This is a genomic window from Ideonella sp. (assembly GCF_036277275.1).
GTDB lineage: Bacteria > Pseudomonadota > Gammaproteobacteria > Burkholderiales > Burkholderiaceae_C > Ideonella.
In genome coordinates this window covers 54156-71470 of record NZ_DASUNH010000104.1, presented here as the reverse complement: position 1 = coordinate 71470, position 17315 = coordinate 54156, and the positions used below count along the sequence as shown (strand labels likewise).

Below are 17315 nucleotides of genomic sequence, written 5' to 3'. Positions count from 1 at the left end.
CTTCTCTTGCGAGGTGTTTCAGGACAAGCAGAACGGTCACGCCTCGGGGATCGTGGGTGAGACAGCTCCTGCTCATTTACAGTCGCAGGCCGTTCAGTTGCCGCCAAGGCAAATGAACACCACCAGAAGACCGAGGACTCGCTTGACCGCCACTTCAAAACCTGCCCGCCGCCAGGCGTTGGCATTGATCGCCGCTTGCCTGACACCTCTCGCCGGGTGGGCCGGCGAGGACACGGACAAGATCCGCGGCATCGTGGATTCGACGATTCGCCCCCTGATGGCCGAGCAGGATGTGCCCGGCATGTCGGTAGCCGTGACGATCAACGGGCAGCCCTTCTTCTTCAACTACGGGCTGGCCTCCAGAGAGAGCGGGACACCCGTCCGCGAGACCACCTTGTTTGAGCTCGGTTCGGTCAGCAAGACATTCACCGCCACGCTGACGGCGTATGCGCAGGCGACAGGCAAGCTCTCGCTGGACGACCATCCGGGCCGGTATCTGCCGCAATTGAAAGGGCGCGCGATCGACAAGGCCAGCTTGCTGCATCTGGGCACCTACACGGCCGGCGGGCTGCCGCTGCAGTTTCCAGACGAAGTCCCCGAAACCCACGACGGGATGATTGGCTACTACAGCCAATGGAAGCCTGACGACGAGCCCGGCGTGCAACGTCAATACTCCAACCCGAGCATCGGGCTCTTGGGGTACATCACCGGCCTCGCGATGAAGGCTGATTTCTCCGAGGCGGTCGAAAAGCTGATCTTTCCCGGCCTGGGTCTGGGCCGCAGCCACATTCGGATGCCCGACAGTGCCATGCCCGACTACGCCTGGGGCTATGACCAGACCAACAAGCCCGTGCGCGTACGCCCGGGCCTGCTGGACGGCGAGGCCTACGGCGTCAAGTCCACCTCGTCCGACATGATCCGCTACGTGCAGGCGAACATCGACCCGAGCGGGTTGGCGGCGCCGCTGCGACGCGCTGTAGCTCTCACTCACGTCGGCCACTTCAAGGTTGGCCCGATGGTGCAAGGGCTGGGATGGGAGCAGTACGCCTACCCGGTTTCGCAAGAACAGCTGTTGGCCGGCAACGCCCCCAAGATCATCTTCGATGCGAATCGCGCGGAGCGCGTCACCGTGCAGCCCGCAGCGGCGCCTCGCCTGTTCAACAAGACGGGGTCGACCCGCGGCTTTGGCGCCTACGTCGCGTTCGTTCCGGCCAAGAAGATCGGCGTCGTGATGCTGGCCAACAAGAACTATCCGATTCCCGCCCGCGTCAAGGCGGGGTTCACGATTCTCGAGCGACTCGCCCAGCTCGAATCGGGCGCTAGGTAGCGGCCCGATCGGCGGTGCGTAGGGCCGGCTGCCCGGAGGGTGACGACATTTGACCGGGCCCGCCCACTGGCTGCACTACAACGACTTGCGCATGCGCAGCAACGGCACGGGCGCCCCACCCCGGTCATCTTCGATGCGCTCGATCGGCACGTAGCCGCAGGCCCGATAGAGTGGCTCACCGGCCATCGTGGCCATCAGCTCGACAGTGCCGAAGCCCTCGCTGCGGGCGGCCGCCTCGCACAGGCCCAGGATCATGCGGCCGATCCCCCTGCGGGCATGATCAGGGTGGGTGTACATCGCCCGCACCCGCGCCGCATCGCGCTTCGGATCCAGCAGCGCAGCACTGCGACCGGGTGTCTGATCGCTCCCGTAAAGCGTCGCACGCCGGCTCCAGCCGCCGCACCCCGCCAGCTGGCCGCCCGCTTCGACGACGAAATAGGTGCCGTCTTCGATCAGCTGCGTGTCGAGCCCCATGATGGCTCGACTCGACGCAATCTGACGCTCGTCGAGGAAGTCCTTCTGCAGCTCGGAAATCGAGGCGCCCATCAGCGCCCGCAGGGCATCCAGTTCTTCGGGACGTGCGAGTCTGTGAGTCATTTCGGTGCTGCGCATGAAAGGCCTCCGGAGTTCAGCTTACGCCAATCGCCCATCGGGGATGGCAAGGGAAAGCGCTGCGATAGCTTCGCCACCATCGCGCGGCACGCCCGGCTCAGCACGGCCTCCCCGGCGCCCGGCGCCTGCTTCGGCCTCCGTGAGCAATGCGGCCGGGCGCTTGCATTGCGCCTTGTCGATCGCATTGGGTGCGCGGAAGAGTCGCTCAACGCTGCGGTTCGGCGGCGGCGCGCAGCGCCGTCCGCTGCTACCGGTTGTCAGCCGCGCTCGCGCCGGTAGTGCATGGCGACCGTGCCGTTGTGGAGCGGCTTCGCCGAAACCAATTCGAGCCGTCGCGTGCTGGGTAGCCCGCTCTGGTACAGGGTCGGGCCGTGGCCGGCAATCCTGGGGTGAATGAGGAATTGGTACTCGTCGATCAGATCCAGCCGATCAAGCTCGGTCGCGAGCTTGCCGCTGCCGAGGAGCACGCCGGCCGGGGTCGCGTCCTTCAGCGCCTGCACGGCCGTGCGCAGGTCGCCGGCGATGTGGTGGCTGTTGGTCCACGGGAAGTTCTTTCGCGTCGTGGACACCACGTACTTCGGCTTGGCCTCAAGCTTGACCGCCCACTCGCGCACTGCCACTGGTGGCTCGGAGCCGATGGCGTTCCACGGCAGGTACCTCGAAGGAGGCGCTCGACGAAGCCATCGGCTCCGGGAGCACCTGCGGGATGGAGGAGACGTTCAACCAACTCGACGAGCTTCTCGCCTCGACAACCAGCCTGGAGTAACTCATGCCAGCACTCAAGCGACTGCAATGGTCGGTAGACATTGCGGCCTCGGCATCAATGGTCTACCAGATGCTGGTCGGGCCCGAGAGCTACGCGAAGTGGACATCGGCCTTCGGCGACGGCCCGTACTTCGAGGGCACATGACAGCAGGGCCAACGGATTCGATTCCTGACTCCGGAGGGACATGGCGTGACCTCGGAAATCGCCGAGAACAGACCAAACGAGTTCGTTTCGATCCGGCACCTTGGCTACATCGCAGACGACGGCGTTGAAGACACGAGCAGCGAAGCCATCCGTGCTTTGGCTCCGGCCTACGAGAACTACACCTTCACGGCCACACCTCAGGGAACGAAGCTCACGGTCGACCAGGACATGGCGGCGGACTTCGAAGGCATGGGGGAAGCCTGGCCGAAGGCACTGGAGACATTGAAAGCGCTGTGCGAGAGCCGCGCTCGGTGACGCGCAAAGCTTTGTATCGCCCAGCCGCATGAGCTTCGCCGGCCACGCCTCGGGCCGCAGACCAACGCTTTCGAGGCGTGCAACGCCGAACCGCCGGAGGCGTCCGACAGCAGTCCGTTGATTTGATCGGTCAGCATTGAAGCCCGGTCGATGCCGCCAGGTGCCGACGCCTGCTACGATCCGCCCGCTCTGGCAGGACCGGCCTTGCCGGCATCACCCTCTTGATGGCGCAGGTCGACTCGGCCTGCTTCTTGACGGCCCGTTCGCAGGGAGCCTGACATCGATACCGGACTGCTGAAAGAACTACGAATTGACGTAGCCCACCGTGAAGACCATGACGGCGGTGGGCCGCCGAAATGGGTCTGGGGCCTGATCGCCAGCCTGCTTGCACTGGCCCTGCTGGGCGCGGCGGCCTGGTGGGTCCTGGCCGGCAACAGGCCCGTCGCCGTGCAGGCCGTCACCGTGCGTGCCAACGGCCAGGGCCCCAGCGCGGATGCCGTGCTGCAGGCCACGGGCTATGTGACGGCGCGGCGTTCGGCCACGGTCTCGGCCCAGATCACCGGCACGTTGACCGAGGTATTGATCGACGAGGGCTTTCGCGTCAAGAAGGGCCAGGTGCTGGCTCGCCTGGACGACAGCGGCCTCAAGGCCGGCCTGGCCACGGCCCAGGCCCAGGCGCGCAGCGCCCAGGCCGCGGTGGTCCAGCAGCGCGCGCAGCTGGCCCAGGCCGAGGCCGACGCGCGCCGCCAGTCCGAGCTGGCGGCCCAAGGCATGACGACACGCCAGAGCCAGGAACAGGCAGCGACCGCCGTCAGGGCCCATGCCGCCCAGCTCGACGCGACCCAGCGCCAGGCCGAGGCCGCACAGGCCCAGGTCGTGCAGGCGCGCGTGAACTTCGACTACGCCACCGTGCGCGCGCCGTTCGATGGTGTCGTCACCGCGCGTGCCGCGCAGGTGGGCGAAATCATCTCGCCGCTGTCGGCCGGCGGCGGATTCACCCGAACCGGCGTGGGCACCATCGTCGACATGGATTCGCTGGAGGTGGGGGTCGACGTCAACGAGGCCTACATCGCCCAGGTCAAGGCCGACATGCCTTGCGAGGCCGTGCTGGACGCCTACCCTGACTGGAAGATTCCCGCCCACGTGCTGGCCGTGATCCCGAGCGCCGACCGCGGCAAGGCCACGGTCAAGGTGCGCGTGGCCCTCGAAAAGAAGGATGAGCGGGTCGTGCCCGACATGGGCGTGCGCGTGACCTTCCTGGCGACCAAGCCGAAGGTGCAGGCAGCACCCGTGCCCGGCGTGCTGCTGCCACCCGAAGCACTGACGCAGCGCGACGGGGCCAACGCGGTATTCGTGGTGAATGAGGGCCGGGCGCAGCAGCGCGCGGTCAAGCTCGGCGCCGATGTCGGCAAGTTCCGCCTCGTCACCGAGGGGTTGAAGGCGGGCGAGACGGTCGTCGTCGCGCCGCCAGCCGAGCTGAAGAATGGTTCCAACGTCGTGAGCAAGGAATGAGTGTCGGCCGACGGCGCGACGCCCGAGGCCAACACAGTAATGCGAAGCATGGAGGTATGAGATGACCCGTTTGATCGAGATCCGTGACCTCTCCAAGGTCTACACCCGCGGCAAACAGAAGGTCGAGGTGCTGCACCACATCGACCTCGACGTCAATCAAGGCGATTTCCTCGCGCTGATGGGCCCTTCGGGCTCGGGCAAGACCACCCTGCTCAACCTGATCGGCGGGCTGGACGCGCCCACCGGCGGCTCGATCAGCGTGGCCGGCGAACGCATCGACCAATTCAGCGGCGCCCAGCTTTCGAAATGGCGCGCCGCCAAGGTCGGCTTCGTGTTCCAGTTCTACAACCTGATGCCCATGTTGTCGGCGCAGAAGAACGTGGAGCTGCCGCTGCTGCTGACCAAGCTGTCGGCCGCCGAGCGCAAGAAGCGCGCGGCCATTGCGCTGCAGCTCGTGGGCCTGGGTGACCGCGCCACCCACAAGCCGACCGAGCTCTCGGGTGGCCAGCAGCAGCGCGTCTCGATCGCGCGGGCGATCGTCTCCGACCCCACGCTGCTGGTCTGCGACGAGCCGACCGGCGACCTCGACCGCCAGTCGGCCGAAGACGTGCTGACCTTGCTGCAGGTGCTCAACCGGGACCACGGCAAGACCATCGTGATGGTCACCCACGACCCCAAGGCCGCCAGCCGCGCGAGCCACACGCTGCACCTGGACAAGGGCATGCTGGTCGAACAGGCCGAAACGATCGCCGCCTGACATGAGCCCGCCCCCGAAGCGCTTGGCGCCCCCCCCTCAAGGGGGCGCGCCCAGTGGCCTGGCAAAGCCAGGTCCACGGGCTCCGCTTGGCAAGACTCGACTGGAGCATTTGGCATGAAGTATCTGCACCTCATCTGGGCGGCGCTGTTCCGGCGCAAGCTCCGCACCTTCCTGACACTCGTCTCGATCGTCACGGCCTTCTTGCTGTTCGGCCTGCTGGACGCCGTGCGCGTGGGCTTCGACCAGGCGGGCCAGAGCGCCAACGGTGCCACACGGCTGCAGACGGGCTCCAAGCTCAGCTTCATCCAGCTGCTGCCGATGTCGCTGAACTCGCGCATCGCGCAGGTCGATGGCGTCAAGGACACCACCTACGCCAACTGGTTCGGCGGCGCCTACCAAGACCCGCACAACCAGGTCTTCAGCTTCGCGGTGGCGCCCAACTACCTCGACATCTACCCCGAGATGGAGGTCTCGGCCGATGCACGCAAGGCCTTTGCCGAAACCAAGATCGGCGCGCTCGTCGGCGAGGGCCTGGCCAAGCGCTACGGCTGGAAGGTCGGCGACCAGCTGCCGATGCAGTCGACCATCTTCCCCGACAAGTCCGGCAGCCTGAACTGGACGTTCAAGATCGTCGGCCTCATCCACGTCTCCGACACCAAGTCGGCCGGCTGGTACGACCAGCTGATGCTGCTGCGCTGGGACTACTTCGACGAGACCACGCCCTACAACCGCGGCCAGGCCGGCTGGTATGTGACCCGCGTCAAGGACGTCAACCAGGCCGACCGCGTGGCCAAGGCCATCGACGCGATCTCGGCCAATTCCGACCACGAGACGCGCACGCTGACCGAGCAAGCCGCCACGGCCGCCTGGATGAAACAGCTGGCCGACATCAACCTCATCGTCACCTCGATCATGGGCGCGGTGTTCTTCACGCTGCTGCTGCTGTCGGGCAACACGATGATGCAGGCGGTGCGCGAGCGTACCAACGAGATCGCCGTGCTCAAGACGCTCGGCTTCTCGGGCCAGAGCGTGCTGGCCATGGTGCTGGCCGAATCGATGCTGCTGTTGCTGCTGGGCGGCTGCATCGGCTTGGGGCTGGCCAGCGTGGTCGGGCCTGCCGTTGGCGCGGCCAGCGGCGGCGCGCTCAACCTGCCGGCTGCGGGCGTGGCCAGCTGGGCCATCGGCGTGGGGTTGATGCTGTTCTTCGGCGTCGTCGTCGGCGCATTGCCGGCACTCAACGCGATGCGGCTGAACATCACCGACGCCTTGGCGGGGAGAGCTTGACATGAAATTCTTGAAGAACTTGGGACTCGTCCTGCTCACCGCCATCGTGCTCGCAGCCTGGGTGATGCTGCCCTGGCAAGGCGCGCTGGCACTGCTGCTGCTGTTGGCGGTGTGGCTCTATGTCTTCCGCGGCGGGGCGCAGGCCCGCTCGGTGGCCGCGGTAGGCATCAGCACGCTGAACCAGCGTATCGGCTCGTCGGCCGTCATCGTCGTCGGCATTGCCGGCGTGGTGGGCGTGCTCGTCGCGCTGCTGGCCATGGCCGAGGGCTATGCGCAGACGCTGCGCAGCTCGGGCGGTTTGGACACGGCCATCGTCCTGCGCGGCGCCTCGGCGGCCGAGGTGGCCTCGGCCCTCAGCCGCGAAGACGTGGTGCAGATCGCCCAGGCCGCCGGCATCGCACGCAACGACAAGGGTGAGCCGCTCGTCTCCGCCGAAACCGTGGTGGCCGCGAATCTGCCGGTCAAGGGCACCACGACCGACGAGGAAGGCAGCGCCCAGGTGCGTGGTGTCGGCGACGAGGCTTTTGCAGTGCGGCCGCACCTGAAGATCGTCGAGGGCCGGCGCTTCCAGCCTGGCCTGCGCGAGCTGGTCGTCGGCAAGGGCGCCGTGCGCCAGTTCGAAGGCCTCGGCGTGGGCGCCACGCTCAAGCTCGGCAACCAGCCCTGGACGGTGGTTGGCGTCTTCGCCTCGGGCGATGCGATGGAGTCGGAGCTCTGGGCCGACGCCAACGTGGTCAACGATGCCTATCAGCGCGGCAGCGGCCGCAACTCGGCCACCGTCAAGCTGACGAGCCCGGAGGCTTTCAAGGGCTTCAAGGAAGCCCTGGCCGCCAATCCGCAGCTCAAGGTCGATGCCAACACCACGCTGGACTTCTTCGCCAAGCAGTCCGAGAAGATGACCCAGATGCTGCGCATCATCGGCATCACGGTCGGCGCCATCATGGCCGTGGGCGCGGTGTTCGGCGCGCTCAACACCATGTTCGCGGCCATCGCGTCGCGCGCCCGCGAGATCGCCACGCTGCGGGCCATCGGCTTCCGCGGCCTGCCCGTGGTGGTGGCGGTGATGCTGGAGACAATGTTGCTGGCCTTGATCGGCGGCACCATCGGCGGCCTGGTGGCCTGGTTGCTGTTCAACGGCTTCGAGGCCTCGACGATGGCGGCCGGCTCGGTGGGCAAGCTCAGCTTCAACCTGCGCGTCTCACCCGGCCTGCTGTGGGAGGGCGTCAAATGGGCGCTCGCCATCGGCTTCATCGGCGGGCTGTTCCCGGCGGTGCGTGCCGCCAGCCTGCCGGTGACGGCGGCACTGCGGGAGCTATGAAGGCGACATGACCGATCACGCCGCGCCGAGTAAGGATCGCCCGGACACGGCCGCTCTTTCAACAGCGTTGGCGGAAGGCAACCCCGACGAGGTTAGGCGGCTCCTCTCTCGAGGTGCTGATCTCCGATACCGGCTCGAGCATGGATACGACGCGCTGATCACCGCTGTACATGGGCGCAACGTCTTTGGCGACGAGCGCTTGCTCGAGCTTCTTCAAGTGCTGATCGAGCATGGCGCGGAACTCAGCAACGTCACCAGCTATGGCGAATCGGGACTTCGTGTCTTGTCACGGCTGGGGCGTTTTGACGCCGTGCGCCTGCTGTTGGATGCCGGTGCCGACAAATCGCATTTGGAATGGACGCCGCTCATCAAGGCGGTGGCACTCGGTACGCTCACCGATGTGCAATCGTTGTTGGCCGCAGGCGCGCTGCTTGAGGATCGGGACTGGTGGTCGCGCAGCGCTTGGCATGTCGCGCTGCAAGTCGGCGATCTCAGCAAAGCGGCCCTGCTTCGAGACCACGGGGCAGACGTCAATGCGGTGGGCCGCTGTGGCCAACCGCCTTTGTTTTACGCGATCCAAAGCCATCGCACGGCTGTACTTCGGTGGTTGCTGGAGCTTGGGTTCGATGTCGAGCGAACGGACGACTTCGGTTGCACAGCATTGATCGAAGCAGTCGAAGTCGGGCACGAAGAAGGCGTCGAATTTCTGTTGCAGGCCGGCGCCGAAATCGATCGCGAGCACAACGGCGGCACCGCTTTGAGCGATGCAAGGTCGGCGCACATGGTGACACGCTTGCTTGATGCAGGTGCAAACCCCCGCTACCTGTCAAACGGAGGGCGCCGAGTCCTGCTTGGCCTGCCGCCGGACGAGGATGAGTCGCTTCTCGACGACGTGTTGCCGGATGACTTCGTGCGCGCACGCACGCGCCGGTTCGGTGTGAGCAATCCGGAGCGGATGGTCGAGCCTTTCTGGGTCGGCATGATCCGTTCGGGTCTGACGGGCTATCAAGCCAACCAGCGGTTCGGCGGCCCTTCATCACTGGACGCACAGCCCGTTTGGTGCGCCTGTCGTTTCGGCCAGTCGATCACTCGCTTGCCAGACGGACGCATCGTGCAGATCGCGGGCGAGCACGAGGATTCCTACGATCCCGATTTCTGTATCTACAACGACGTGTTCGTTCACGACGCAGACGGCACGATCCACATCTATGGCTACCCGCAAGACGTCTTCCCGCCCACCGACTTCCACACGGCGACGCTGGTCGACGACTTCATCTACATCATCGGATCTCTTGGCTATTCGGCTCAGAGAGCATACGGAACGACACCCGTGTACCGGCTCGATATCCGTGACTGGAGCATCCAACCCGTCCCGACGACTGGAAAGGCCCCGGGCTGGCTTCGTGACCATCGCGCCATGCGTGTCTCCGGACATGAGATACGTGGGGTGGGTGGACAAGTACTAACGCTGGTGGAGGATGAGGTGCAACAGTCAGAAAACGTCGGTGCCTTCGTCCTCGACATCCAGCGTGGCGTCTGGCAGGAGGCCCGTGAGTAGCGTGGTCGAATGCGGCGTCTTTGGGGATCCTGTCATCGCCCAGCACGCTTCTGTTCGCGCAGCATGAACAGGTACAGCCCTTCGACCTTGTCCCGTGCCCACGGCGTTCGGCGCAGGAACTTGAGGCTCGAGCCGATGCTGGGGTCGATGGCGAAGCAGCGCACCGGGACTCGGTCGGCGAGGCCCGGCCAGCCGTAGGCGGCAACCAGCGCCTCGAGCATGGCGTCCAGCCGGACGCCATGCAACGGGTTGCGGGGCTGGCTGGCGGATTCAGCAGGTGGGGCTGGCGGGGCGGCAGGCATGTCGGGCATGCCCGATTGTCGACCACCCTCCTCCGCTCACGCCGACTTGGGCGTGCGCCGCCCGCGGCGCGGCGTCACCCCTCGACTTGCATGGCCGGCCTCGCCTGCACCTTGGCCAGCCACGCCTGCACATGCGGGTGCTTGGCCACCGGCGCGCCAATGTAGATGCTGTAGCCCATGACCGAGCCGACGAGCAGGTCGGCCATCGAATACTCGGCGCCGAGCATCCACGGCTGCGTGGCGAGCCGCGCGTCGAGCAGGCCGAGCAGCTGGTCGAGCCCGTCGCGAGCCGCATCGGCATGCGCCGCGCTGCGCAGCCGCTCTTCGCCCATCGTCGCGAGTTGCAGGCGCACGAGCACCGCGCCGTAGGTCACATAGGCCCAGGTACACCAGGACATCGCCTGTAGCCGCTCGGGTGTGCCGGCGGCGGGCCAGAGGCCCCTCGCAACGCCGTACTGCTCGCCAAGCCACAGCTGGATCGCGAGCGCCTCGAACATCGGCGCGCCGTCGACCGTCAAGGTCGGCACCTTGCCGTTCGGGTTGAGCGCCAGGTAGTCGGGGCGGCGCTGCTCACCGGCCTTGATGTCGACCTTGACGCGCTCATGCGGCACATCGAGTTCGGCCAGCGCGGCGGCGATCGGCGTCGCGCTCGACATCGGGTGCCAGTACAGGACGATGGACTTCGGTGCGGACATGGATCTCTCCTTCGGAAGGGTTGAGGGTTTGCTGTTGACGACGGATCCACTGTAGGCACCATTGCGGACAGATTCGGCCCTCGATGAGAGCTAGCATTGCCGGATGCTGACCTCGTCCTCGCGCCTTCTGCGCCTGCTCTCGCTGCTGCAGACGCGCGGCCACTGGGCCGGTGCCGAACTCGCCGAGCGGCTCGAGATCCACCCACGCACCTTGCGGCGCGACATCGATCGCCTGCGTGAGCTGGGCTACCCGATCGAGGCCAGCAGCGGCGTCGCCGGCGGCTATGCGTTCAAGCCGGGCCAGGCGCTGCCGCCACTGCTGCTAGACGACGATGAAGCGCTCGCCGTCGCGATCGCGCTGCGCACCGCGGCCTCAGGCATGGTCGGCGGTATCGAAGAGACGGCCCTGCGTGCCGTCGTCAAGCTCGAGCAGGTGATGCCGGCGCGATTGCGCAAACGCGCCGACGCGCTGCGCACGGCGATCGTGCCGCTCGACAGCATCGGGCCGGTCATCGACGCTGCACAGCTCGCCGCCCTGGCCGGTGCCTGCCGCGACCAGCTGCGGGCGCGCTTCGCCTATACCGACATCCGGGGTTCGGCGAGCGAGCGCACGGTCGAACCGCAAGGCGTCGTCCACACCGGCAGCCGCTGGTACCTGGTCGCGTGGGACCGAGCCCGCGACGACTGGCGCACATTCCGCATCGACCGCATCGCGGCCCCCGTCGAGATCGGTGGCCACTTCGCGCCGCGCCCGGGGCCCGATGGCGGCGATCTGAAGGCCTTCGTGTCGCGTTCGTTGGCCGTCTCGCCCTACCCCGAGCGCGCGCGCATCGTCCTGCACGCGCCGCGCGACGCGATGGCACGGCGCATTCCGGCCGCATACGGCCTGCTCGAAACGATCGACGCCGACCGCTGCTTGCTCCAATGCGGCGCCCATGCGCTCGACCAGCTCGTCTACTGGCTGCTCGCGCTCGATGTCGACTTCGAGGTGCTCGAGCCCGCGGCCCTCCAGCAGCGGCTGATCGCCGCAGGCGAGCGCGTCGCCCGAAGTGTCGGCGCGGGTGTGGTTACTCCGCCGCCCCCGCCCTCCCGTCGCTGAACAGATCGAACAGCAGACCACGCAGCCAGCGGTTGGCGGGCGAGCGGTGGTACTTCGCGTGCCAGAAGACGTTGATCGCAATGTCAGGCAGCTTCGCAGGATGTGCCACCTTGACCAGACCGAAGGGGTCGAGCAACCGATCGGCAAGACGCTCAGGCACGGTCGCGATCAGGTCCGAGCCTTGGAGGATGTGGCCGACGCTCACGTAGTGGGGCACGGTCAGGCGAACCATGCGCTCGACCCCGCTGCGCTGCAGCAGTTCGTCGACCTTGCCGTGCCCGGTGCCGGCCGAAACGACCACCAGGTGCTCGGCGGCAGAGAACTCCACCAGCGACATCTTCCGCTTGTCGAGCCGGTGGCCGCGGCGCATCAGGCAGACATAGCTCTGCATGAAAAGCCGGCGCTGGAAGAACCCTGCCTTCAGGTTGGGCAGCAGGCCCATCGCGATGTCCACCTTGCCGGCCTCCAGCTCGTCGCGCAGGTTGATGGCCGTGTTCCTGACGGTGCTGAGCGTCACGCCCGGTGAATCGCGACGCAGGCGATCCATCAGCGTGGGCAGGAAGTAGATCTCGCCGATGTCGGTCATGCCGATCGTGAACGAGCGCTTCGCCGCCGCCGGCTCGAAGCTGGTGCGCTGGTTGACGCCGCTGTGGATCATCGCCAGCGCATAGCTCACCGACTCCGCGAGCTGGTCGGCATACGGCGTGGGCTCCATGCCCCTGGGCGTGCGCAGGAACAGCTCGTCGCCCAGCAGCTTTCGCAGCTTGGCCAGCGAGTTGCTCACCGCCGGCTGCGAGACGCCCAGGCTGTCAGCCACCTTCGACACCCGGCGATCGATGAGCAACTGGTTGAAGACGACGAGCAGATTGAGGTCGAGCTCGTGCAGTTCCATGTTCCCTCCTGGCTGGTTTTCATATCACCAGCAGTGATACAGCCTATATTCTGAATCCCATTGGCTGATCATGAGGCGGCGCAGAACATGCCGCCGATGGACGTGCTCATCCAGCCGCTGCAGAAGATCATCCAGGTCGAGCCCGGGGCCAACCTGCTCGACGCCTTGCGCCAGGCGCAGGTGCCGATGTCGTACAGCTGCATGGCAGGCCGTTGCGGCACCTGCCGTTGCCGGGTGGTCGACGGCGACGTGCTCGACTCGGGCGGTGCGCAACAGAACCCCCTCGACGGCCGCGACGCGTACGTGCTCGCCTGCCAGACCTTCCTGACCGAGCCGTGCACGATCGAGATCCCCGAGCCCGACGAGGTCGTCGTCCACCCGGCACGCATCGTCAAGGCGACCGTGCAGGCGGTCGAGACACTGACGCACGACATCAAGCGGGTCGTCCTGAAGCCGGCCAAGCCGATCGAGTTCTCACCCGGCCAATACGCCCAGCTGCAGTTCACCCCCGAGCACGTTCGCCCCTATTCGATGGCCGGCCTGGCCAATGACGAGACCCTGGAGTTCCACGTTCGCGTCGTGCCCGGCGGCCGGGTGTCGGGCTACATCGCCAATGCGCTGAACCCGGGCGACGCCGTCCGCGTCAGCGGGCCGCTCGGCACGGCCTACCTGCGTCGCCGGCACGAGGGACCTGTCCTGTGCGTCGCCGGGGGCACGGGGCTCGCGCCGATCCTGTCGATCCTGCGAGGTGCCATCGCCAACGGCTTGTCGAACCCGACCCACCTCTACGTCGGCGCGCGTTCGCCGCGCGACGTCTACGGGCTCGACTGGCTCGAGGAGATCGAGCGCCGCCACCGAGCTTTCAAGCTGCACGTCGTCGTCACCGCCGGCGGTGACCCGCGTGAACACCGCGCTGGACTGGTGACCGAAGCGATCGAGCAGGATATGGGCAGGCTCGACGGCTGGCGTGCCTACCTCTGCGGCTCGCCGCCAATGGTCGAGGCGGCCACCGTGCTCGCGCGCCGGAAGGGTATCGACGCCGCGCGCATCCACGCCGACGCCTTCTACACCCAACCGACCTGATGGAGCGTTCGATGCCTGCCGCCAAGCCTTCCCCGGATGCACAGCGCGCTCGCGCCGCGTACTACGACCGCATCGGCGAGCACCACATGACACCGCTGTGGGAGGTGCTGCACGCGCTCGTGCCACCGCTGCCGAGCCCACGAGCGCAGGCCACGATGTGGCGCTATGCGCAACTGCGTGAGCGCGTTCTCGAAGCCGGCCGGCTGATCAGCGCGCAAGAGGCCGAGCGCCGGGTGTTGATCCTCGAGAACCCGGGCCTGCGCGGCCAGTCGTGCATCACGCAGACGCTGTACGCCGGCCTGCAGCTGATCCTGCCCGGCGAAGTGGCGCCGGCGCACCGGCACACCCAGTCCGCGCTGCGGCTGGTGCTGGACGGCGAAGGTGCCTACACGGCGGTCGACGGCGAGCGCACGACGATGCGCCGCGGCGACTTCATCGTCACGCCAGCGTGGACGTGGCACGACCACGGCAACCTCGGCGACCAGCCGGTGGTGTGGCTCGATGGGCTGGACATCCCGATCGTGCGCTTTTTCGACGCCGGCTTTTCCGAGAAGAGCGACCAGTCGACGCAACAGCCGCTGCGGCCCGAAGGCGATGCGCTGGCGCGCTACGGCGCAAACATGATTCCCGTCGACTACGCGCCGAAGCCGGCCGACCCGTCGCGGGTGTTCGTCTATCCCTTCGAGCGCACCCGCGCGTCGCTGCAGGCGATTGCGCAGGGAACGCCCGATGTGCACCACGGCTTCAAGCTGCGCTACGTGAACCCCGCCACCGGCGCCTCGCCGATGCCGACGATCGGTGCCCTCGCCCAGTGGTTGCCCTGTGGCTTCGAGACGAAGCCACTGCGCTCGACCGACGGCACGGTGGTCGTCTGTCTCGAAGGCGGTGGCGAGGTCAAGGTCGGCGACGTGACCTGGCGCTTCCAGGAGAACGACATCTTCGTCGTGCCGTCATGGCAGGCGCTGCAGCTGCGTGCCGATCGCGATGCCCTGCTGTTCAGCTTTTCCGACCGCCCCGTGCAGCAGGCCACCGGCCTGTGGCGCGAGCAGCGTCTCTGATCTCCCTCCTCACGAAGCACTCATGAAGCTCGCCGTCGAAGCCCCGCCGCTGCGCACCCTCACCGTCGCCGGACGCGACGAGAAGTTCCCGGTCCGTCGGGTGTTCTGCGTCGGCCGCAACTACGCCGCCCACGCCCGCGAGATGGGCAAGGACCCGGACCGTGAACCGCCGTTCTTCTTCATGAAGCCCACCAATGCTGTCGTCGACGCCGCCCGCCCGACGAGCGTGCCCTACCCGCCCAAGACGAAGGACTACCACCACGAGATCGAGCTCGTCGTCGCGATCGACAAAGGTGGCCGCGACATCCCGGTTTCCGAAGCGCTTGGCCACGTCTACGGCTACGCGGTCGGGCTCGACACGACGCGCCGCGACCTGCAGCTCGAAGCACGGGACAAGGGCCGTCCGTGGGAATTCGGCAAGTCGTTCGCGCAGTCGGCACCGATCGGGGCGCTGCACCGCGCACAGGAGATCGGGCACCCGTCGTCTGCGGCGATCACGTTGCAGGTCAACGGCCAGGCGCGGCAGTCGTCCGACGTGGACAAGCTGATCTGGTCCGTCGCCGAGTGCGTGGCCTGCCTCTCGGCCTACGAGACGCTGGAGCCGGGCGACCTCATCATGACCGGCACCCCCGAGGGCGTGAACGCTGTCGTGGCCGGTGACCTGATGCGCGGCGCGATCGCCGGCCTCGGCGAGATCGAGGTCCGCGTCGAAGGCTGATACCGCCGCCCGCAGAACCCCAAGGAGACAGCCATGAACGACACGTCAACGGTCTTCCCGACGCAGGCGCACTGGGAAAGCGACGGGACCTCGCGCATCCCGTTCGTGACCTACACCAGCGACGAGCTGTACAAGCGCGAGCTCGAGCGCTTCTTCTACACCGCCCACTGGTGCTACGTCGGCCTCGAGGCCGAGGTGCCGAACCCGGGCGACTTCAAGCGCACCGTGATTGGCGAGCGCTCGGTCATCATGACCCGCGACGCCGAAGGCGGCATCAGCGTGGTCGAGAACGTCTGTGCCCACCGCGGCATGCGCTTCTGCCGCGAGCGCCACGGCCACCGCAAGGAATTCGTCTGCCCTTACCACCAGTGGAGCTACACGCTCAAGGGTGATCTGCAGGGCGTGCCGTTTCGCCGCGGCGTGAAGCAAGATGGGCAGGTGCACGGCGGCATGCCGGTGGACTTCAAGACCAGCGAGCATGGCCTGACCAAGCTGAAGGTCGCCTTGCGCGGCGGTGTCGTCTTCGCCTCGTTCGACCCCGACGTGGAGTCGCTCGAAGACTACCTGGGCCCGACGATCCTCGGCTACTTCGACCGTCTGTTCAACGGCCGCCAGCTGCGGATCCTCGGCTACAACCGCCAGCGCATTCCGGGCAACTGGAAGCTGATGCAAGAGAACATCAAGGACCCATACCACCCGGGCCTGCTGCACACCTGGTTCGTCACCTTCGGCCTCTGGCGCGCGGACAACAAGTCGCAGCTGCGCATGGACGCGAAGCACCGCCACGCCGCCATGATCTCGACACGCGGCACGGCCGGCAAGGCCGAGCAGGTGACGCAGGTGTCGAGCTTCAAGGAAAGCATGCAGCTCAACGACCCGAGCTTCCTCGACATCGTGCCGGAGCCCTGGTGGCAAGGGCCGACCGCGGTGATGACGACGATCTTCCCGAGCGTCATCCTGCAGCAGCAGGTCAACAGCGTCTCGACGCGGCACATCCAGCCCTCCGGCCACGGCAGCTTCGATTTCGTCTGGACGCACTTCGGCTTCGACGACGACACGCCGGAGATGACGCAGCGCCGGCTGCGCCAGGCCAACCTGTTCGGGCCGGCCGGCTTCGTCTCGGCCGACGACGGCGAGGTGATCGAGTTCTCGCAGCAGGCGTTCGAGTCCAAGCCGTTCCACCGCACGCTGGCCGAACTGGGCGGACGCGAGGTCGAAGACACCGAGCACATGGTCACCGAAACGCTGATCCGCGGCATGTACCGCTACTGGCGAAATGTGATGGAGGCCCCCACGCCCCCGAGGGGCCTCGCGCAGCGGACCGGCGAAGCCGGATCCGCGCACGCCATTTGAAGGCGGCGGCTCCTTCGGAGCGCCAGAGAAAGACTGAGATGTGCAATATCAACTTCGAGGACTGGCTCGCGCTGACGCAGCTGTACGCCGACTATGCGAGCGCCGTGGATTCCGGCAACTGGGATCTCTGGCCCGAGTTCTTCGCCGACCCGTGCATCTACCGGCTCCAGCCGCGCGAGAACCATGAACGTGGGTTCCCGCTCGCGACGCTGTCGTTCACGAGCAAGGGCATGCTGAAAGACCGGGTCTACGGCATCAAGGAGACGCTGTTCCATGACCCCTACTACCAGCGGCACATCGTCGGCACGCCGATCGTGCGCAGCGCGCACGGCAACGAGTTTCGCTGCGAGGCGAACTACGCGGTCTTCCGCACCAAGTTGTCCGACGCCTCGACGGTGTTCAACGTCGGCCGCACGCTCGACACGGTGGTCCGCACGCCCGAGGGACTCAAGTTCGCGTCGCGCGAGTGCATCTACGACAGCGAAATGATCCCCAACTCGATCATCTACCCGATCTGAAGGC

The 17315-nt window shown here is 66.8% G+C and carries 19 protein-coding genes; 14 read left to right on the top strand and 5 right to left on the bottom strand.

Annotated features, from left to right (window positions below; genetic code table 11):
- The first annotated feature begins 112 nt into the window (after positions 1 to 112).
- Positions 113 to 1327, top strand: coding sequence for a class C beta-lactamase (gene ampC, locus VFY73_RS17650; protein WP_414654486.1), 1215 nt, complete (start codon positions 113 to 115; stop codon positions 1325 to 1327).
- Between the two features lie 75 nt (positions 1328 to 1402).
- Here the strand turns inward: ampC and VFY73_RS17645 are convergent, their stop codons facing one another.
- Positions 1403 to 1939: a GNAT family N-acetyltransferase gene (locus VFY73_RS17645; protein ID WP_329721131.1), complete on the bottom strand. Its 537-nt coding sequence runs from the start codon at positions 1937 to 1939 to the stop codon at positions 1403 to 1405.
- Between the two features lie 257 nt (positions 1940 to 2196).
- On the bottom strand, positions 2197 to 2559 hold the full coding sequence (locus VFY73_RS17640; RefSeq protein WP_329721129.1) for a dihydrofolate reductase family protein: 363 nt from the start codon (positions 2557 to 2559) through the stop codon (positions 2197 to 2199).
- A 149-nt stretch (positions 2560 to 2708) separates the two neighbouring features.
- Between VFY73_RS17640 and VFY73_RS17635 the strand changes: the two genes are divergently transcribed.
- The 7 genes from VFY73_RS17635 (at position 2709) to VFY73_RS17605 (ending at position 9593) form a co-directional block, all read left to right on the top strand.
- Complete coding sequence (locus VFY73_RS17635) at positions 2709 to 2849, top strand: hypothetical protein (protein ID WP_329721127.1); 141 nt, start codon at positions 2709 to 2711, stop codon at positions 2847 to 2849.
- 45 nt (positions 2850 to 2894) lie between these two features.
- On the top strand, positions 2895 to 3164 hold the full coding sequence (locus VFY73_RS17630) for a hypothetical protein (protein ID WP_329721125.1): 270 nt from the start codon (positions 2895 to 2897) through the stop codon (positions 3162 to 3164).
- 447 nt (positions 3165 to 3611) lie between these two features.
- Complete coding sequence (locus VFY73_RS17625; RefSeq protein ID WP_329721123.1) at positions 3612 to 4676, top strand: efflux RND transporter periplasmic adaptor subunit; 1065 nt, start codon at positions 3612 to 3614, stop codon at positions 4674 to 4676.
- Between the two features lie 61 nt (positions 4677 to 4737).
- Complete coding sequence (locus tag VFY73_RS17620; protein ID WP_329721121.1) at positions 4738 to 5433, top strand: ABC transporter ATP-binding protein; 696 nt, start codon at positions 4738 to 4740, stop codon at positions 5431 to 5433.
- A 114-nt stretch (positions 5434 to 5547) separates the two neighbouring features.
- Entirely contained in the window at positions 5548 to 6717 is a 1170-nt protein-coding gene (locus VFY73_RS17615; protein ID WP_329721119.1) for an ABC transporter permease, read from the top strand.
- A 1-nt stretch (position 6718) separates the two neighbouring features.
- Complete coding sequence (locus VFY73_RS17610) at positions 6719 to 8035, top strand: ABC transporter permease (RefSeq protein WP_329721117.1); 1317 nt, start codon at positions 6719 to 6721, stop codon at positions 8033 to 8035.
- 7 nt (positions 8036 to 8042) lie between these two features.
- Positions 8043 to 9593: an ankyrin repeat domain-containing protein gene (locus tag VFY73_RS17605; RefSeq protein ID WP_329721115.1), complete on the top strand. Its 1551-nt coding sequence runs from the start codon at positions 8043 to 8045 to the stop codon at positions 9591 to 9593.
- A gap of 32 nt (positions 9594 to 9625) precedes the next feature.
- Here the strand turns inward: VFY73_RS17605 and VFY73_RS17600 are convergent, their stop codons facing one another.
- Both VFY73_RS17600 and VFY73_RS17595 read right to left on the bottom strand, forming a co-directional pair.
- Entirely contained in the window at positions 9626 to 9904 is a 279-nt protein-coding gene (locus tag VFY73_RS17600) for a VF530 family protein (RefSeq protein WP_329721113.1), read from the bottom strand.
- 65 nt (positions 9905 to 9969) lie between these two features.
- The gene (locus VFY73_RS17595; protein WP_329721111.1) at positions 9970 to 10590 is read right to left on the bottom strand and encodes a glutathione S-transferase family protein; all 621 of its coding nucleotides are present in this window, start codon (positions 10588 to 10590) and stop codon (positions 9970 to 9972) included.
- A 103-nt stretch (positions 10591 to 10693) separates the two neighbouring features.
- On the opposite strand from VFY73_RS17595, the gene VFY73_RS17590 reads away from it, so the two are divergent.
- A complete protein-coding gene (locus VFY73_RS17590) occupies positions 10694 to 11689 on the top strand; it encodes a YafY family protein (RefSeq protein ID WP_329721109.1) in 996 nt (331 codons plus the stop codon).
- On the opposite strand, the gene VFY73_RS17585 is transcribed toward VFY73_RS17590, so the two are convergent.
- Positions 11658 to 12581 carry a LysR family transcriptional regulator gene (locus VFY73_RS17585; RefSeq protein ID WP_329721107.1) on the bottom strand — a complete coding sequence of 308 codons (924 nt, stop codon included), beginning with the start codon at positions 12579 to 12581 and terminating at the stop codon, positions 11658 to 11660. The genes VFY73_RS17590 and VFY73_RS17585 overlap by 32 nt on opposite strands.
- A 96-nt stretch (positions 12582 to 12677) precedes the next feature.
- Between VFY73_RS17585 and VFY73_RS17580 the strand changes: the two genes are divergently transcribed.
- The 5 genes from VFY73_RS17580 to VFY73_RS17560 are packed head-to-tail and all read left to right on the top strand — an operon-like array spanning position 12678 to position 17311.
- Positions 12678 to 13664, top strand: a complete 987-nt coding sequence (locus tag VFY73_RS17580) for a 2Fe-2S iron-sulfur cluster-binding protein (RefSeq protein ID WP_329721105.1) — start codon at positions 12678 to 12680, stop codon at positions 13662 to 13664.
- 11 nt (positions 13665 to 13675) lie between these two features.
- The gene (gene gtdA, locus VFY73_RS17575) at positions 13676 to 14722 is read left to right on the top strand and encodes a gentisate 1,2-dioxygenase (RefSeq protein ID WP_329721103.1); all 1047 of its coding nucleotides are present in this window, start codon (positions 13676 to 13678) and stop codon (positions 14720 to 14722) included.
- Between the two features lie 22 nt (positions 14723 to 14744).
- Positions 14745 to 15440 carry a fumarylacetoacetate hydrolase family protein gene (locus tag VFY73_RS17570; protein ID WP_329721101.1) on the top strand — a complete coding sequence of 232 codons (696 nt, stop codon included), beginning with the start codon at positions 14745 to 14747 and terminating at the stop codon, positions 15438 to 15440.
- Between the two features lie 33 nt (positions 15441 to 15473).
- On the top strand, positions 15474 to 16793 hold the full coding sequence (locus tag VFY73_RS17565; RefSeq protein ID WP_329721099.1) for an aromatic ring-hydroxylating dioxygenase subunit alpha: 1320 nt from the start codon (positions 15474 to 15476) through the stop codon (positions 16791 to 16793).
- Positions 16794 to 16831: 38 nt separating this feature from the next.
- A complete protein-coding gene (locus VFY73_RS17560) occupies positions 16832 to 17311 on the top strand; it encodes an aromatic-ring-hydroxylating dioxygenase subunit beta (protein WP_329721097.1) in 480 nt (159 codons plus the stop codon).
- Positions 17312 to 17315: the final 4 nt, after the last annotated feature.